The organism is Planococcus alkaliphilus (assembly GCF_057031095.1).
Map to the genome: position 1 here is coordinate 3,304,530 of NZ_CM168060.1, position 15,031 is coordinate 3,319,560.

A 15,031-nucleotide genomic window follows, 5' to 3' on the forward strand; every position below is an offset into this window, starting at 1 on the left:
AGGCGGAAAACAAAATGATGAGAGACCAAAAACTGCACGCCTTTCTATGCAGCAAAACGGAGTTTCTGACAGAACAATGGTATGAATCGTTAGATAAGACAAAAGACGGGGTCTACGGTTCAACTGATCCGGAAACGATTCAGCAAGTCAAAGCACAAAACCATGCGTTTCATGTCCAATTTTGCGGCATGTTCGAAAAAGACGACACGGAATGCATAGAGGATTTCCAGGAGTGGATTAAAACCATTGCCAAAGATGAAGCCCATTTAACTACTCCTCTTGAAGAAATCATCGAAGAATTTTTTAGAACCCAGCAGCAATATCTCAATTTGATCGAGGAATACACCGAGGCAAATTTAGATGTGCTTTCAATCAGACAAGTGTCAGCCTGGAACCGCGGCGTAGTAGAAACGATCAACCGCATCATTTTGGAGTATACACTCCAGCATTCACTTGCCACGAAAAACCGTTTGAATGCCCAACGGGAAATGATCGTTGAGATGAGTGCGCCCGTCATTTCACTGGCCTATGACATCGGATTCCTTCCGCTCGTCGGTGAAATCGATACGTACCGGGCACATATCATGTTTGAGAAAGCCTTGTCGCAATGTGCTGAGCAGCGGTTAAACAAACTATTCATCGATTTATCCGGCGTACCGATCATCGATACCATGGTGGCCCACCAAATTTTCCAATTGATTGACGGCCTGAATTTAATCGGCGTCGAAACCGCATTATCCGGAATCAGCCCGGATATTGCCCAAACCGCTGTCCAGCTGGGCCTCAACTTCAACAACGTGGAAATCCACAATACGCTGGCACAAGCGATGCGATTGAATAAATTGAATATCATTTAAATTTTTGCAGGCATAAAAATGCATAAAGAAAGGGCCGCTTGAGAATCAGCGGCCCTTCTTTTTATTGATTTATTTTAGTAGCTCAATGCTTTTTCGTACATCCATCGCTTTAATGTGCCCATGGAGTTGAAAGACACAGCTTCACCGGTGGCTTTGTGCTCTGCTTTAATAATGACATCGAATTCATCCACCATGAATGACCAGCCTTCCTCAACCAGGCTGCGTGCCGTTTTGACAATCATACTTGACCCTCGGACTGTTCCCAATTTCATCGCCTTCAACTCCTTTGAAATAAATTATAGGCTAAGTTTCTTCAGCCTCTTAATAATAATTGTACTTTTACATTCCTCATTTATCTAGTATTCAAACCTGAAAAACACGCAAGTCACAAAAAATACATAAGCTTACTCTCCCATGGGCTCAGCGGCCGTTTGAACATCTCGTAAATCCGGCTGATTCCCTATTCCTTAGTTCCTATTTACGCCCTAAAATGTTTAGCATTTGAAAGGTCAGGGGTACACTAGCAGTACCTTACTTTACAGGAATCCAATTTTACACAGGAGGAATTTAATAATGACTAAACGTGAAAATACATTTATCGGAACTTTTGATGTACAGGCAGAAGTATTAAGCAAAATCACAGAACTGAAATCTCAAGGTTATCGAGAAGAAGATATGTATGTAATTGCTCAAGATGAAGATCAGCTATCCATGATTAAAGGACAAACAGATGTGAAACTGGATACGCAGGAAGATCAAGGCTTTATGGGAAGATTCATTTCCACATTGGCAGGAGAATCTTCATCATATGAAGCATTCGATACGATGGGAATCGATTCGGATGAGTCCGATGTTTATAAACGCGAAGTTGAAAACGGCAAAATTCTGCTTTATGTGGACAGTGAATATGGTCCATCTTATGACCGCTACAGCGAATCACGCGCAAATACCGGCGGCGCGAGCTCTACTTTTACAAATGGAACAGATGCTTCAACAACAGACGAAGAGCGCCTTCGCTTGCATGAAGAACATTTGAAAGTGGATAAAGAACGCGTTCAAACCGGTGAAGTCAATGTCGGAAAGCATGTCGTTGAAGATACGCAAACAATTGAAGTACCAGTAGAACGTGAAGAAGTATACATTGAACGCCGCCCTGTAAATGAAGCGGCAGATTCAACCACTACTGGCGGATTGACAGGGAAAGACGCTTACCAGGACGGAGACAACATCCACATTCCAGTTTCTGAAGAGCGTGTGGAAGTTTCGAAAACGGATGTCGTTTCTGAAGAAATCGTCGTTGGGAAGCGCAAAGTCCAAGATACGGAACAAGTCACAGAAACGACTCGCCGTGAAGTAGCGGATATTGATGAGGATAATGATTCAACTACAAACGGGCGCAAGCCTTTATAATTACCGAAAGCAGCATGGGTGGCGAGAGCCGTTCCATGCTGCTTTTTTTAGGATTTCCCCTCGTTATACTGCGCCTTCACTTAGCCTTGCAACAATCGCATAATATTCTCCAGGCCCTGTCGAGTAATGCACCGGTTCAAATGTTGCGATAAATCCTCCCTCTTTTAAAAGGCTTTTCCATTCCGGCATGGAAAATAAACCGGATTGCGAGCTATCCGATTCAGTAAAAACCTTTCCGTCCTCATTTCTCATTATATAAAGGTAATGCGTCTCTGTCATATGATCGTCGGGATCGCTGTCATAGGTCCATTCCAAATACCGCATGCCGCGGCCATCCTTATCGATTCCTCCATGATGGGTGCCGCCTGAAAAAGTTTCCGTGAACTGGTCGGTCATGATGAGCAGCAGGCCATCCGGATTCAAATGCCGTCCTGCATTCCGAAAAACGGCCAGTAAATCATCCGGTTCCTTAAAATACGTGATGGCGTCATGGACGAAAACCAAATCATAATCTGCTCCTGCATCCAAAGTGCGCATATCGCCTTGCAGATGTTCGCATTCCGGGTTCAATTGCTGGCTGACAGCGAGCATATCGGGCGAAAGATCCGTCAAGACGATTGGGAAATGCTGTTTCAGATAAAATGCATTGCTGCCCCGCCTGATCCAAACTCCACAGCTTTTTTCACACCCGGGTGATGGCGTTGAATGATCTCCATATAAATTGCAGCTTCTTCATATTCCGTATGCGGCGACATGAGCGGCCACCACTCTGCCAATTCTTTGTACAATTTCATGATTTTCTGCACCGCCCCTCTTTTTCTCCTTCATTATAATTAGCTGTCAGCCGGAGAAATAGTTTTATAGCTTAAAGAACCCACAATAAAACGGCCACGAAAATTTTTCGGAGCCGCTTCGCTTTTTCATTGTTCTTTTACAATCGTATTCGCATAGGCATCGTGAAGGAATTTCTCGCCTTGGGAATCTGCGTATTTTTGGCGGTCGCGCAAATAAGCAAGCGGACCAATCGTATCTCGGTGCACAACACGTTTCAAAATCTGGGCATCTGTCAATTCGCTACCGTCTTCGCTTTCCACTTTAATACCGAATGCTTTTTGGCCAAGCGTCTGCCCTTTCAGGCGAAGCTGCGCATATTCTAGCCCCCAGAAAACGGCTGTGGGCAGCACCACTTGAAGGACCGTCTCATTCTTGATCTTTTTGCGCAAAACCGGTTCTAAAGCTGCCGTAACCATTGTAGAAACGACCGAATCAACCATAACTGCTTTCGTGCGTTTTTTCGTCAATTCATACATTAAATCCCCCACTTTCCAATAGATTTACCCTTATGATAGAAGACTCTGGGGTAGAAGGCAATTATTCAGCAAAATGCAAAACATTAAAAACTCCGTCCCTTTTCAAGGAACGGAGTCTTTATCATTCTGGATTCGGAAAAGCATTCAATGAATCTCTTTCTTTTTCAGTTTCTACATATATTGGAGCCGTTGCGGCTGCCTCCTTCTTTTCAAACCGGCACGATAATGCGGACAGAAGTACCTTTTTCAAGTTTGCTCGCTACTTGGACGGAACCGCCGTGCAACTGGACAAGCTGTTTCGTAATAGCAAGCCCCAGTCCAGTGCCCGTGCTGGAATCTTGGGTATTCGTCCCGCGGTAATAGCGGTCAAACAGTTTATCCAGGACTTTCGTTTCCATGCCAACACCGTCGTCTTCGATGACAATCACCGCTAGATGCTGTTCAATCGCTGAAATGGAAAGTTTGATTTCCGTTCCCGCTGGATTGTATTTCATCGCATTGACAATCAGGTTCTCAATAATGCGCTGGAACCACTTCGGGTCGATCGCAGCCTCGACACTGTCAGAAGCGGCATGAAAGGAAAACTTCCAATTTCCGTTCGCCGGATCGTTGATGAACTGGATGACGATCCGGCGGATGAACTCATTAAGGTTCACCGTCTCTTTCGAAAGCGGCAAGGCTTGGTTTTTCAAACGGAATGTCAAGGTCAATTCTTCCAACAAATCCATCATGTAAGTGGATTTATCATTCATAATGGCCGCAAACTCCCGGATCTCTTGTGCAGACCATTCATAATCCGGTGATTCCAGCATTTGCGCGTAGCCTGAAATCGACGATAAAGGCGTTTTCAAATCATGCGACAACCCACTGATCCAGTCTTCCCGCGTCCGTTCCAACTGCTTTTGCTGATGCTGGTGCAATTCCAGCTTAGCTGTCAATTGCTCAAGCGTGGCCACAAGGTCTTTATAAAGCCGATACTTCTTTTTTACTTTGCCATTGCGCTTAGTGATTAAAGATTCGTTTTTTTGGTTCACGGGTTGTTCGTAGCGTCCGTCCCCGAGATTTTTAATCCATTGCATCATGACAAGAAGCGGCATGCCGAATTTCCGCGCATACCAGAGCGTGCCGCCGATTAACAAAATCAACAGGACGACCAGCACGATATAGAAATTCTGTGTTTTCAATATGGTTTCCAGCGCATCGGATGGTGGCGCAGCAGCTCCTGCAATCACCGATTTTCCGGTTTCAGGATCTGTCTTTATCGCCGTAGAACGGTGGTCCGCAGTCAACTCGCCAACTTTTCGGATAGTATAGTTTTCCTGTTCTTTTACATCCCCGTAACTATCAAGGACTTTGCCATCCGGACCAATCAATTGCATCCAAGCCGCTTCTTCCTCCAGTTCTGCTTTCAACTCCGCCGCTAAATTCAAGTCCTCTTTTTCCCAGTCAATTGCCGGTTCAGCCGAAGCGAGCCATTGGGCAGCAAGGTTCTCCTTGCCGTAAAGTAAAAACAAGGTTCCCCGCTCCGTATTTTCCAATTCCCAATAATGATGCTGCCCGTCAGCCGAATCGCTCCAAATTCGCGCTGCTATTTCTTCGACTGCAAACTGTTCAGGCAGTTTTCCATCGGTATTGAAAGAATCCAGGACCCGCCCATTGGAATCCAATAAGATCAGCCAGCCATCTTGAGCTTCCGCCGTTTTTTTCAAACCTTTTTTAATCGAAGCACCATTTTCATCGAATTCGAATTGATTCATAAAATAACTGCTATCTGCATCTGCTAAATCCCGGGCCGCCTCATCTTCAGTGACGAAATAGCCGATGGCTCCCCAAAGCGTCAGCATCAATAGCAGAAAAACGAATGACAGCAGGAAGAGCTGGATAAAAAACTGCACCATAAACCGCTTATGCAAATTCATGGCTGTCTCCCGGAACAAATTTATAGCCGAGCCCCCGAACCGTTACAATAAGCGCCGGGCTGCTTGGATCGGCTTCAATTTTTTCGCGCAATTTACGGATATGGACCATGACGGTATTGTCTTCGCCGAAAAATTCTTCGCCCCATACATTTTCATAAAGCTGGCTTTTGCTGAATAATTGGTTGGGATGCTTACAGAAAAACAGCAGCAATTGATATACTTGAGCTGGTAATTCAACGGGATTCCCGTGAACTTTCACTTCACCTGCGTTCGGGTTGACAGAAAGTGCACCGTATTCAAAAAGCGCAGGTTCGAGCTTTGGCACATTGCCAAGCCGCCTTCTGAGATGCGCTTTAATGCGGGCTGCCACTTCCAGCGGATTAAAGGGCTTCGTGATGTAATCGTCCGCCCCCATCGCAAATCCGGTCAATTTATCAAGATCGGTTGAGCGGGCGGTCAAAAAGAAAATCGAAGCGTCCGAGATCTCCCGGATGAGCGGACAGATTTCGAGGCCGCTCCGCCCCGGCAGCATGACATCCAGCAAAATCAGATCATAAGATTTCGATTTGCATAATTCCAGCGCCTCTTCCGCAGTGCCGGCCGTATCGATATGCCGAAAATCTTCCCTTTTTAAAATAGTCATCAACATATGTAAAATCGCTTGTTCATCTTCTACGATCAATAATTGAGGGTCTTTCATCGAGACATTCCCTTCCATCTTGTTTCCTTTATTTATCATATCATCCCTGTGATTTAAATAAGGACAATTAAGGAAAAATTAAGGCAACGATTCTTTCAGCTTAAGGAACCGGTTTTATAATGAAGACAGATACAAGCAAACGGGCCGTGCGCCCAAAAGAACTTTGGAGGGAAATCATCATGATTGCTATTGGAAAAAGAGAATTCTTCAGCATGTTCAAAAGCGTTAAATCCATTATCATTATTGCCATACTGCTCCTCACCTCTTATTATTCAGCGAAATTCTCCGGACTATTAGCATCCGGCATCGCGCTTACTGAAAAGGAAATGGCCGATATCCATACCGTCGGGCTGCTGATCCTTTTGTTCATCTTCGGCCAATTATTCGTGATGGGTTTGTCGCATGACAGCATCAACAAAGAAAGCCATGAACGCACGATGCGGTTTCTTGTCACCCGGACTTCCCGGCTGCAAATCCTGCTCGGCAAATTTGCCGGTGCTTGGCTGTTCTGGTTTACATGCCTTGTGATTTCATTTTTAGTAATCGCCATTTTTGCTTTGAAGTTCGATTTCTTCATCTTCTCTCAAGTGATGGCTTTGCTCACATTCCAGATCGCCTTGACGATTTTGCTGTCTGTCGCCATCCCGAAACCGTCCGCTACCATGTTTCTCGGAATCGTCATCGGCTTATTGTTTCCGGCGCTCGGCACTTGGTTGGTCTTTACAGACAATCCGTGGTTTTCATGGCTCAAATTCGCGAGCCCTTACTATTATTTGATGGAAGACACGTATCAGTTTTTGATTATTTTTGGGCTCGCCGGGCTGCTGCTGGCAGCGGCTGCGCTGATTTTTAACAGGAGGGAATTTTGATGAAAGCGATTGAAACGAAGTTACTGAACAAAACATATGGCTCCACCTCCGTCGTGAACGGCATTAACCTTGTTGTTGAAGAAGGGGAAATCTTCGGCTTCCTCGGGCGCAACGGGGCAGGGAAATCCACGTTCATCAATATGCTGACCGGCATCACCCGTCCGACAAGCGGCAGCTTTACGATTCTAGGCGTGGAAGGTCCGGACGAACGGATGAAAAAGCATATCGGCGTCATGCCGGATTACTCCACACTGTTCAATTCGATGAATGCCATGAAGCATCTGAAGTTCTTGTCCTCCTTATCCGGAAAGCCGGTTTCCACTGCCGAATGCCGACAGGTCTTGAACCAAGTCGGCCTAGAAAATGCCGGCAATAAAAAAGTCGGCAAGTTCTCTTTTGGGATGAAGAAAAAACTCGGCATTGCCCAAGCCATCATCCACGACCCGAACCTGATTTTCCTCGATGAACCGACTTCCGGCCTCGATGCGGAATCGGCATTGCATATCCATAAATTGATCGGATCATTGAAAGAGCGTGGCAAGACCGTTTTCATGACTTCCCATAACCTAGACGAAGTCGAAAAGATCTGCACGACGATTGCCATTATGAAAGACGGCGGCATTGTCAAAAGTGGGACGATGGACGAGCTGCGCTCTTATTACCGCTCCGCCATTACGGTTGAACTGAAGCACGGTCCAGTTCCAGCAGGTGAATCCCACAATCTTTACAATTGGCTTGAGACAGCGGGTTCTGAATTGCGGAAAGAAACGGGCTCTACTTCAATTACAGTCGGAAGCGAAAAAAGAATTGCGGAAATCATACGGGCCTTCACCCGCTGCCAAGTCGATATTTTCCGGGTGGAAGTAAATGAGCCTTCGTTAGAGGAAATGTTCCTAGCGGAGTAGAATATAAACAAAAGATAAGCAAAAACCGCAGTGAAAGGCATCGGCCATTTCACTGCGGTTCATTGTTTACGGGTATTTTCTAATTCTTGGTTTCACTATGTCTTTTCAAATTCGAAGACTGTTTCATCAATTCATTAAGTAGGTCATCCAGCTCTTGTGAAATGCGGATGGTTTCAGGATGCGTCAAACCTTTTGTTAATCCGGAATGGATCATCAATGCTTGCTTTTCTTCAAAGTCCGTCATCACCGAACCTCCTCCTTCTTTGGCGGGCCTAGTGCCCATGCGGGAAATCCAAGCTTTTCTGCTTGGTTAAGACATCGTACATCCAATAGAATCTATTCTATTATAGACTTTCTACACGAGACTATCAATTCCCTCCTAAAAAAGGAAAAGATTTCCCCTTAATGCAATCATTACATAAATAATGAAATGGTTCAATCGTCTTATTTACTCTTTTTAGAATATTAAATAAAAAATCGAAAGTCCTGTTTCACTTAATTCTGTGTTACATATTTTAATAACTCCACCAATAGTTTATTCATCTCTTCGGCGTTTTGTTTGAAATCCTGGCGATGCCATTCTATAACTAACCCAAGGATCGCATTGGCCTGATATGCACTCAGCATGCCCGTATCGATTTTGTCGTTGCCATGAAGGCGCATATCTTCTTCCAGCAATTGCTGGAGATGGTCGAACAGCAAATAATAATAGTTCAAAGGAGCTGTTTTGGAAAATACAATCCGGTAGAATTCTTCGTATTTTTCGATATGATGGAAAATCCGGATCGTCGCCGGATTCAATTCTTTCGTATGGATGGTCCAAGCATATTTGTAGGGTTCCAGATAAGAATCCTTTAAATTCTGCATGATTTCCTTGAAATATTCTTCAAAAAGATTTTCCACTTGGCCGTAATGCGTATAAAAAGTGCCGCGGTTCACTTTCGCCAATCGGCAAATTTCCGTCACAGAAATGGAGTTCAAGGTCTTTTCTTTCAAGAGGAGCATCAATGCTTCTTTTAAAGACTCTTTCGTTTTGATGATGCGCAAATCCAATTGCTTCATTATTTCCACCTCTTATTAGACAGTTTTTTAATTTGTGTTCTTTAATAGACAGTTATTCATTTTTTGCTTATTGTAAGCGATTGCTCAAAAGGATTATAATTTTATTATACAGTTGTTCATTAAAAAACAGGAGGTTTTATTGATGAAATTAGAAGGAAAAGTAGCAGTAGTAACAGGCGCAGCATCCGGCATGGGGAAAGCGATTGCGGAATTATATGCAGCTGAAGGCGCGAAAGTCGTCGTAGCGGACTTGAACTTGGAAGGTGCAGAAGCAGTTGTCGAAGGCATTACGGCAAAAGGCGGCACAGCGAAAGCAGTCAAAGCCAATGTAGCGAAGCAAGAAGACGTGGAAAGCATGATCGATGCAGCAGTCAACGATTACGGCACGCTTGATATTTTAGTCAATAATGCCGGCATCATGGACGGATTCGAGCCGGTCGGCGACATTACAGATGAACGCTGGGACCTGATTTTCGACATCAACACGAAAGGCGTAATGCGCGCTATGCGTAAAGCCATCCCGATCTTCTTGGAGAAAAAGAAAGGCAATATCATCAACATCACGTCAACTGGCGGTTTGAATGGTGCACATGCTGGAGCTACTTACGGCGCATCCAAACACGCAGTAGTCGGCATGACGAAAAACACAGGCTTTATGTATGCAAAAGAAGGCATCCGCTGCAACGCGATTGCCCCAGGAGCAGTTGAAACCAATATCAGCGCTTCCATGAAGAACATCAACGAATTCGGCATGGGCCGCTCACGCTTAGCTCAGGCGGTTATCCCAAGCGTTGGCCAACCACAAGATATTGCACAAGTTGCTTTGTTCTTGGCATCTGACGAATCGAACTTTGTCAATGGCACAGTTGTAACAGCAGACGGCGGCTGGACAGCAGCGTTTTAAGCAGAAAAGCGAAATCTCTTTGCAAGCCCCCGGTTCTTAATCGAACTGGGGGTTTGCTTGTTTTTACCCCATTTTTCCTGGAAAATTTTTCTTTTATTTTATTTTCACAGACAGCTTTTGGCTTTACTTTCCTTGAAGATGAAAATACTTTCCCTTGCGCTTCCCATACTTTCCTTGAGAGTTCAAATACTCCCCTTTCTCTTCAATTTACTTTCCAGACAATAAAAAAAGCCGCAAACGCGGCGAATTTCAGCCTATTAAATTAGTTTTGACTGTTCGTTCACGGCACGTTCGTGCCCGAGCAGCCATTCTTTCCGTTCGAGGGTTCCGGCATAGCCTGTAAGCGTACCGTTTGAGCCAATCACGCGGTGGCACGGGACAACGATGGTCAGCTTGTTCTTGCTGTTGGCGCTCCCCACCGCACGCACTGCTTTGTCGCGTCCAATCGCAACGGCAATCTCCTTATAGGAGGCGGTTTTCGCGTATTCGACTTCCATCAACGCCTGCCAAACTTCCTGCTGAAAAGGCGTCCCGATGGAATAGAGCGGCAAATCGAAATCTGTGCGTTCACCTTTGAAATACTCTTCAAGCTGCTGCGCGCATTGTTTGAGTGGCTTTGGTGTCTCGGCGGTCAGAAGATGCTGCGGCTCCGTTCGGTCTGTAAATAGGATCGAATGGATGCTTTCTGCATTTCCGGCAATTTCAATAATGCCGACCGGTGACGGCAAGTCGAGCATATGCATTTCATTCATGATAAGGCCCTCCTTGTCCCGGCTTGTACACCGTTTTTGCGGTAGTCGCCGGGAGATAATTGTTTGATTGTTTTAAACGCTTTATAGAAATTGGACGGACTTTGGAATCCCGCCTCGTAGCAGATATCAAGATTGGATAAGGCACTGTGTTCAATAAGATGCGCCGCTTTGTCGACGCGGATCTTTTTCAAATAAGCGAGCGGTGTTTCCCCGGTCTCTTGTTTGAAAATCCGGTCCAGATAAGACGGCGTGAGGCCTGCATGATCCGCAATTTCCTGCAGCAGCAAAGGCTTTCTATAATTAGCCGCCAGAAATAATGCCACTTCCCGCACCACTTCCGTATTCGGCGACAGTCCGGCATCCGGCTGGCATCTTTTGCAGGCGCGATAGCCGTGCGCTTCCGCTTCGTGCTGCGAGAAATAAAACTCAACATTGATTTTTTTCGGTTTCCGGGAACGGCAGGATGGACGGCAGTAAATGCCGGTCGTCTTTACCGCCGTATAGAACAAGCCGTCATAGCCCGGGTCGCAGGCCATGATTTTCTCCCACATTTCTTCAAATGAAAAATGCGTGTTTTTCATTTTCGGAACCCCTTCCTTTTACCTGGCATATAAACGGGATGTCCCGCCGGAATTCACCATTTGCTTAGCTTCTTCTCTCATTATAGCGAAAATTTTATCCGAAAGCGCATTGCCGATACTGAAGCGGCGAACTCCCCAACTCTTCAATTTTTCCACATTCGTCAAACCCGGCAGCGACAATAAATTCAGGGGCACTTCGAGTGCATCCACCAGCTCGCGGACGGCATTTTCTTCCGTTAACCCCGGCAGAAAAATACCGCTTGCCCCTGCTTGTTCATAGGCTTTTGCACGTTTCACCGCCTCTTCCTGCGACGGAGTTTCCTGAAGATAGATATCGCTCCGCGCATTGATGAAGAAACGTTCATAACCGGCAGCATCCAGTGCAGAACGAATGGCGCTCAAGCATTCTGCATGTTCCGCCAAATCCCGAAGACCATCTCCATTTTTCATCGAATCTTCAATATTGATGCCTGCCGCTTCGGTTTTTGCGACTTGCAATACATGCCGGACGATGGTCTCGTTATCTTCCGCATATCCAGATTCAATGTCTGCAGACACAGGAATCTCCACACTCCCGACAATTTCCTGAATGATCTTCAAATGCATATTAAATGCCATTTTTTCACCATCCGGCAATCCAAAAGAATCGGCAATTCCCCAACTGGTGGTGCCAATCGCTTGAAATCCGGCCGCCGCGAGCATTCTCGCCGAGGCACCGTCCCAGGCATTTCCCAGAAATAATACCTTGTCCCCTTGATGCATTTCCCAAAAAGCGTTGATGTTGTCCATGATTGCTTCCCCCTTTGTCTTCCTGGTTTTATTCTACCAAGCGGTTTAGACGGGTTCGTCCTCATTCTTGCACTTATGGTCTGCAAGTTTACAAATCTTAACATGGGCTTAAAGCGGGCTTAGCATTCGTCTGCGATACTTAAAGGGAATGATAGAGAGGAGACGATGAAGACGATGAAAATTGCAGTAATCGGCGACTTGCACTATCCAGCACTTGCAGAGGAATACGCGTTCATAAAGGAGGACCGAAAAAAGTTCTATGTAAATTTTATGGAACGTTTTTTCTCGATTCCGGCAGACCTGTACGTATCCATCGGCGATTTGACGAATTACGGTTTGAAAGAGGAACTCGAAGAGATCTATGCGATCATCGATCAGCACCAAAAGCCGTTTGTTCAAGTCCTTGGCAATCACGATCTCTACGGGCAAACCCGCCATGAAGTGCTGACCATCACGCAGCAGAAACGCTACCGCGACATTTCAACCGACCAAGCAGTGCTCGCTTTTCTCGATACGGCAAAAGAGCAGGATTACCGCGACTGCGGCGGTGCACTTGATCCCGCTCAGCTATATTGGCTAAAAGGCGTCGTCGAGCAAAGCGGCAATCGCCCACTCATCGTCTTCGGGCACCATCCCGTCTATGACACCACCATCCAATCGGATCAAGAAGCCCGCAGCATCCATCCCGGCATTCCGGTATGGGAAGTGTTGAATAAAAAACAAGGGGCCGGCCTCTATATAAACGGCCATAACCACTGCAACTCCATCGCCGTTCGTGAACAGTGGAATTTCATGCAGCTGGCAGCCGTGCTTGATGAACAGACGGCGCGCATCATTGATCTGTCCGATACAGAAATCAGCATTGAGACGATTGACCTTTACGACCCTGAACTTCAAAAAAGTGCGCAGGTGATTGGCCACGCCATTCCACATTTCTCTTTAAACCGTCAGCTTCTCGGTCCGGACAGCGACGTGAAGCATGTGATTCCGCTGCCGGTGCGGAAAGCACAAAGAGTCTAACAAAACAGCAGATAGCCTTCAATCCCCTCATCCTATTCGGATGAGGGGATTTTTACTTGAGCTGAAAATGAACAAGGACGAGTTCTTAAAACCCGTCCTTGTTATTTCTTATCTGCTAAATTTCCGGAATGCCCCAATGACTTCATTCCAAAAGTCCATTCCCGCAATACCGGAACGGAAATTTTCCCTTCCACAATTGGCTTGGCGAGAAAAATGACCGGTGTCGAGCTCACGAACATGACAATGGCGAACCATACAACCGGCAACCCGAGATAGAACGACCAGCCCAATTCCTCCGGGAAAAGTTCCAGAAGCGTGAAGAGATTGATGAAGAATAGATGAAGGACATAGACGTAGGCCGTCCTACTGCCCAGATATGTAAATGACCATTTCTGCCGCGGCACCCATGGCAGAAAAGCAATGATGCCCAAAAGCATAATGAGGTAGAAAACCAGCCTCAGCCACGTGCCTTCCAGCATGGAATCTGCTACTTGGGCATAAGGGTGCCTGGCTAACAGTGCGTCCCTCGCTTGATCCAATGAAAAAGCAGAAAGCAGGAGGAGGCTTGCAGCTGCACTGAAAAGCGACACAACTTTCGCTTTTTGCGTCTTGAACCAATCGAGCTGTTCTTTTTTCGCGTAATGGCCTATAAGAAACAGCGGCAAGAAAACGAATGTCCGGGACAGGCTCAGGAATTCTCCAGCTCCATCCAACCAGCCGATGGCGAGCGCGATAACAGCCGACACCAAGATCGGATGCTTCAATTTGGAAAACGGCAACAGCAATAAATTCCAGAAAAGCAGGCTCAGCAAAAACCACATCCCGAAACTCGGTGCAAAAAGATTCGCTGCGAGTTCCGGAAAAGTCTGAACCAGCCCAAGCATCCACAAGTAAAAGCTCTGAAATACCAAATAAGGAAGCAGAATGCCGAGCACGAGACGCTTGACGAACCGCTCTTTGTCCTTCCACACATGCTTCGTGAAATAACCGGTTATCAGAATCAGTGCAGGCATGCGGAATGAAGCCAGAAAGTTATTTGCAAAATATAGCGCTTCGCTGCTTTCCCGTACCGGACTCAGCAGATGCCCAAGCACCACCAGCGCGACTAAAAGGAAGCGGGCATTGTCGAAATAAGGGTCCCTCCCTTTTTCTGCCGGTTTTTCGGATTTTAGCTTTTCCAAAATAAGGTGAATTGATTTCTTCATGGCAGACCCTTTCATCCTGAAAATTTCTATACCCACAACCGCTCTGGATGATTGGTTGTCAACGCGATGCCCTGATCGAAACGGAGGACTCTATCCGCTTCCGCTTTTTGGTCCACTGTCCAGACGACAAGATCTGTGCCGTTGTTTTTCAAGCTGCTGATCATTTCCTCATCAACATACTGGTGGTGCATCGATACCGCAGAAGCTCCGATTTCATTCACTTGATCGACCAGCAAAAGCGGCGAACCGAGCATCACCAGAGTCCGTTTGACTTCCGGATTAAATGCCAGACAGGTCTTTAAGCTTTTATGGTCAAATGAAATCAAGCTGCACTGTGCTTCTGTATTGAAATTTTGGATAAGCGTCAGCACATTCGCTTCCAGCCCCTCGTAAAGGCCAGCCATCTGTTTTAATTCAATCAGCAAATTCTTCTTGCCTCCAACCAGTTCAAGCACTTCTGCAAGCGTTGGAATCTGTTCACCTGTAAAAGCCGGATCGAACCAGCTTCCGGCATCGAGTTTCTTCAACTCAGCTAGAGTCAAATCCATCACATAACCGGAGCCGTCTGTCGTCCGGTCCACCCTGTGATCGTGGATGACGACCGGAATTCCGTCTTTTGACTGATGAACATCAATTTCAATGCTGGTGATTTTCGGTTCCTCAAGCGCCAATTCGATGGCAGCCAATGTGTTTTCCGGCGCTTTCCCTGACCAGCCCCTATGAGCAATAAGTTGTCCCATGCAAATAC

19 protein-coding genes are annotated in these 15,031 nt (G+C 46.1%); 6 read left to right on the forward strand and 13 right to left on the reverse strand.

Features of this window, described 5'->3' with window-relative positions; translation table 11 throughout:
* The first annotated feature begins 14 nt into the window (after nucleotides 1–14).
* A complete protein-coding gene (locus tag AC2EXB_RS17165) occupies nucleotides 15–857 on the forward strand; it encodes an STAS domain-containing protein (RefSeq protein ID WP_483602474.1) in 843 nt (280 codons plus the stop codon).
* 74 nt (nucleotides 858–931) lie between these two features.
* On the opposite strand, the gene AC2EXB_RS17170 is transcribed toward AC2EXB_RS17165, so the two are convergent.
* Nucleotides 932–1,129 carry a hypothetical protein gene (locus tag AC2EXB_RS17170; RefSeq protein ID WP_052650118.1) on the reverse strand — a complete coding sequence of 66 codons (198 nt, stop codon included), beginning with the start codon at nucleotides 1,127–1,129 and terminating at the stop codon, nucleotides 932–934.
* A gap of 301 nt (nucleotides 1,130–1,430) precedes the next feature.
* On the opposite strand from AC2EXB_RS17170, the gene AC2EXB_RS17175 reads away from it, so the two are divergent.
* Complete coding sequence (locus AC2EXB_RS17175) at nucleotides 1,431–2,267, forward strand: YsnF/AvaK domain-containing protein (RefSeq protein ID WP_483602475.1); 837 nt, start codon at nucleotides 1,431–1,433, stop codon at nucleotides 2,265–2,267.
* Between the two features lie 63 nt (nucleotides 2,268–2,330).
* Here the strand turns inward: AC2EXB_RS17175 and AC2EXB_RS17180 are convergent, their stop codons facing one another.
* From AC2EXB_RS17180 to AC2EXB_RS17200, 5 genes are all read right to left on the reverse strand, one after another.
* Nucleotides 2,331–2,879, reverse strand: a complete 549-nt coding sequence (locus AC2EXB_RS17180) for a class I SAM-dependent methyltransferase (RefSeq protein ID WP_483602476.1) — start codon at nucleotides 2,877–2,879, stop codon at nucleotides 2,331–2,333.
* A gap of 20 nt (nucleotides 2,880–2,899) precedes the next feature.
* A complete protein-coding gene (locus AC2EXB_RS17185; RefSeq protein WP_483602477.1) occupies nucleotides 2,900–3,073 on the reverse strand; it encodes a hypothetical protein in 174 nt (57 codons plus the stop codon).
* 114 nt (nucleotides 3,074–3,187) lie between these two features.
* The gene (locus tag AC2EXB_RS17190) at nucleotides 3,188–3,577 is read right to left on the reverse strand and encodes an RDD family protein (RefSeq protein WP_483602478.1); all 390 of its coding nucleotides are present in this window, start codon (nucleotides 3,575–3,577) and stop codon (nucleotides 3,188–3,190) included.
* A gap of 209 nt (nucleotides 3,578–3,786) precedes the next feature.
* The gene (locus AC2EXB_RS17195) at nucleotides 3,787–5,496 is read right to left on the reverse strand and encodes a sensor histidine kinase (RefSeq protein ID WP_483602479.1); all 1,710 of its coding nucleotides are present in this window, start codon (nucleotides 5,494–5,496) and stop codon (nucleotides 3,787–3,789) included.
* On the reverse strand, nucleotides 5,483–6,196 hold the full coding sequence (locus AC2EXB_RS17200) for a response regulator transcription factor (protein WP_483604781.1): 714 nt from the start codon (nucleotides 6,194–6,196) through the stop codon (nucleotides 5,483–5,485). Before AC2EXB_RS17200 ends, AC2EXB_RS17195 begins: the two co-directional genes overlap by 14 nt.
* Before the next feature lie 119 nt (nucleotides 6,197–6,315).
* On the opposite strand from AC2EXB_RS17200, the gene AC2EXB_RS17205 reads away from it, so the two are divergent.
* Together AC2EXB_RS17205 and AC2EXB_RS17210 are read left to right on the forward strand one after the other, a co-directional pair.
* Nucleotides 6,316–7,065, forward strand: coding sequence for an ABC transporter permease (locus tag AC2EXB_RS17205; protein WP_483602480.1), 750 nt, complete (start codon nucleotides 6,316–6,318; stop codon nucleotides 7,063–7,065).
* Nucleotides 7,065–7,970 (forward strand): ABC transporter ATP-binding protein, encoded by a 906-nt coding sequence (locus AC2EXB_RS17210; protein WP_251476356.1) that lies wholly within the window; start codon nucleotides 7,065–7,067, stop codon nucleotides 7,968–7,970. The genes AC2EXB_RS17205 and AC2EXB_RS17210 overlap by 1 nt, the downstream gene beginning before the upstream one ends.
* A 79-nt stretch (nucleotides 7,971–8,049) precedes the next feature.
* Here the strand turns inward: AC2EXB_RS17210 and AC2EXB_RS17215 are convergent, their stop codons facing one another.
* Nucleotides 8,050–8,214 carry an aspartyl-phosphate phosphatase Spo0E family protein gene (locus tag AC2EXB_RS17215; protein WP_235197434.1) on the reverse strand — a complete coding sequence of 55 codons (165 nt, stop codon included), beginning with the start codon at nucleotides 8,212–8,214 and terminating at the stop codon, nucleotides 8,050–8,052.
* Nucleotides 8,215–8,465: 251 nt separating this feature from the next.
* Nucleotides 8,466–9,032, reverse strand: coding sequence for a TetR/AcrR family transcriptional regulator (locus AC2EXB_RS17220; RefSeq protein WP_483602481.1), 567 nt, complete (start codon nucleotides 9,030–9,032; stop codon nucleotides 8,466–8,468).
* A gap of 142 nt (nucleotides 9,033–9,174) precedes the next feature.
* Between AC2EXB_RS17220 and AC2EXB_RS17225 the strand changes: the two genes are divergently transcribed.
* Entirely contained in the window at nucleotides 9,175–9,936 is a 762-nt protein-coding gene (locus tag AC2EXB_RS17225; protein WP_483602482.1) for an SDR family oxidoreductase, read from the forward strand.
* A gap of 257 nt (nucleotides 9,937–10,193) precedes the next feature.
* Here AC2EXB_RS17225 and AC2EXB_RS17230 read toward each other — a convergent pair whose 3' ends face one another.
* Genes AC2EXB_RS17230 through AC2EXB_RS17240 form a run of 3 tightly spaced genes read right to left on the reverse strand, consistent with a single transcriptional unit; the run spans nucleotide 10,194 to nucleotide 12,058 of the window.
* Nucleotides 10,194–10,688 carry a methylated-DNA--[protein]-cysteine S-methyltransferase gene (locus AC2EXB_RS17230; protein WP_483602483.1) on the reverse strand — a complete coding sequence of 165 codons (495 nt, stop codon included), beginning with the start codon at nucleotides 10,686–10,688 and terminating at the stop codon, nucleotides 10,194–10,196.
* Entirely contained in the window at nucleotides 10,685–11,269 is a 585-nt protein-coding gene (locus tag AC2EXB_RS17235; protein WP_483602484.1) for a bifunctional transcriptional activator/DNA repair enzyme AdaA, read from the reverse strand. The genes AC2EXB_RS17230 and AC2EXB_RS17235 overlap by 4 nt, the downstream gene beginning before the upstream one ends.
* A gap of 18 nt (nucleotides 11,270–11,287) precedes the next feature.
* The gene (locus tag AC2EXB_RS17240; RefSeq protein WP_483602485.1) at nucleotides 11,288–12,058 is read right to left on the reverse strand and encodes an isocitrate lyase/PEP mutase family protein; all 771 of its coding nucleotides are present in this window, start codon (nucleotides 12,056–12,058) and stop codon (nucleotides 11,288–11,290) included.
* Nucleotides 12,059–12,223: 165 nt separating this feature from the next.
* On the opposite strand from AC2EXB_RS17240, the gene AC2EXB_RS17245 reads away from it, so the two are divergent.
* Nucleotides 12,224–13,078, forward strand: a complete 855-nt coding sequence (locus tag AC2EXB_RS17245) for a metallophosphoesterase family protein (protein ID WP_483602486.1) — start codon at nucleotides 12,224–12,226, stop codon at nucleotides 13,076–13,078.
* A 101-nt stretch (nucleotides 13,079–13,179) separates the two neighbouring features.
* Here the strand turns inward: AC2EXB_RS17245 and AC2EXB_RS17250 are convergent, their stop codons facing one another.
* Nucleotides 13,180–14,283 (reverse strand): acyltransferase family protein, encoded by a 1,104-nt coding sequence (locus AC2EXB_RS17250; RefSeq protein WP_483602487.1) that lies wholly within the window; start codon nucleotides 14,281–14,283, stop codon nucleotides 13,180–13,182.
* 26 nt (nucleotides 14,284–14,309) lie between these two features.
* Nucleotides 14,310–15,023 carry a glycerophosphodiester phosphodiesterase gene (locus AC2EXB_RS17255; RefSeq protein ID WP_483602488.1) on the reverse strand — a complete coding sequence of 238 codons (714 nt, stop codon included), beginning with the start codon at nucleotides 15,021–15,023 and terminating at the stop codon, nucleotides 14,310–14,312.
* Nucleotides 15,024–15,031 lie beyond the last annotated feature (8 nt).

Coding starts and splice junctions, on each gene's coding strand:
- AC2EXB_RS17165 (WP_483602474.1), top strand. CDS start 15: ATGATGAGAGACCAAAAACTGCACGCCTTTCTATGCAGCAAAACGGAG.
- AC2EXB_RS17170 (WP_052650118.1), bottom strand. CDS start 1,129: ATGAAATTGGGAACAGTCCGAGGGTCAAGTATGATTGTCAAAACGGCA.
- AC2EXB_RS17175 (WP_483602475.1), top strand. CDS start 1,431: ATGACTAAACGTGAAAATACATTTATCGGAACTTTTGATGTACAGGCA.
- AC2EXB_RS17190 (WP_483602478.1), bottom strand. CDS start 3,577: ATGTATGAATTGACGAAAAAACGCACGAAAGCAGTTATGGTTGATTCG.
- AC2EXB_RS17195 (WP_483602479.1), bottom strand. CDS start 5,496: ATGAATTTGCATAAGCGGTTTATGGTGCAGTTTTTTATCCAGCTCTTC.
- AC2EXB_RS17200 (WP_483604781.1), bottom strand. CDS start 6,196: ATGAAAGACCCTCAATTATTGATCGTAGAAGATGAACAAGCGATTTTA.
- AC2EXB_RS17205 (WP_483602480.1), top strand. CDS start 6,316: ATGAAGACAGATACAAGCAAACGGGCCGTGCGCCCAAAAGAACTTTGG.
- AC2EXB_RS17210 (WP_251476356.1), top strand. CDS start 7,065: ATGAAAGCGATTGAAACGAAGTTACTGAACAAAACATATGGCTCCACC.
- AC2EXB_RS17215 (WP_235197434.1), bottom strand. CDS start 8,214: ATGACGGACTTTGAAGAAAAGCAAGCATTGATGATCCATTCCGGATTA.
- AC2EXB_RS17220 (WP_483602481.1), bottom strand. CDS start 9,032: ATGAAGCAATTGGATTTGCGCATCATCAAAACGAAAGAGTCTTTAAAA.
- AC2EXB_RS17225 (WP_483602482.1), top strand. CDS start 9,175: ATGAAATTAGAAGGAAAAGTAGCAGTAGTAACAGGCGCAGCATCCGGC.
- AC2EXB_RS17230 (WP_483602483.1), bottom strand. CDS start 10,688: ATGAATGAAATGCATATGCTCGACTTGCCGTCACCGGTCGGCATTATT.
- AC2EXB_RS17235 (WP_483602484.1), bottom strand. CDS start 11,269: ATGAAAAACACGCATTTTTCATTTGAAGAAATGTGGGAGAAAATCATG.
- AC2EXB_RS17240 (WP_483602485.1), bottom strand. CDS start 12,058: ATGGACAACATCAACGCTTTTTGGGAAATGCATCAAGGGGACAAGGTA.
- AC2EXB_RS17245 (WP_483602486.1), top strand. CDS start 12,224: ATGAAGACGATGAAAATTGCAGTAATCGGCGACTTGCACTATCCAGCA.
- AC2EXB_RS17250 (WP_483602487.1), bottom strand. CDS start 14,283: ATGAAGAAATCAATTCACCTTATTTTGGAAAAGCTAAAATCCGAAAAA.
- AC2EXB_RS17255 (WP_483602488.1), bottom strand. CDS start 15,023: ATGGGACAACTTATTGCTCATAGGGGCTGGTCAGGGAAAGCGCCGGAA.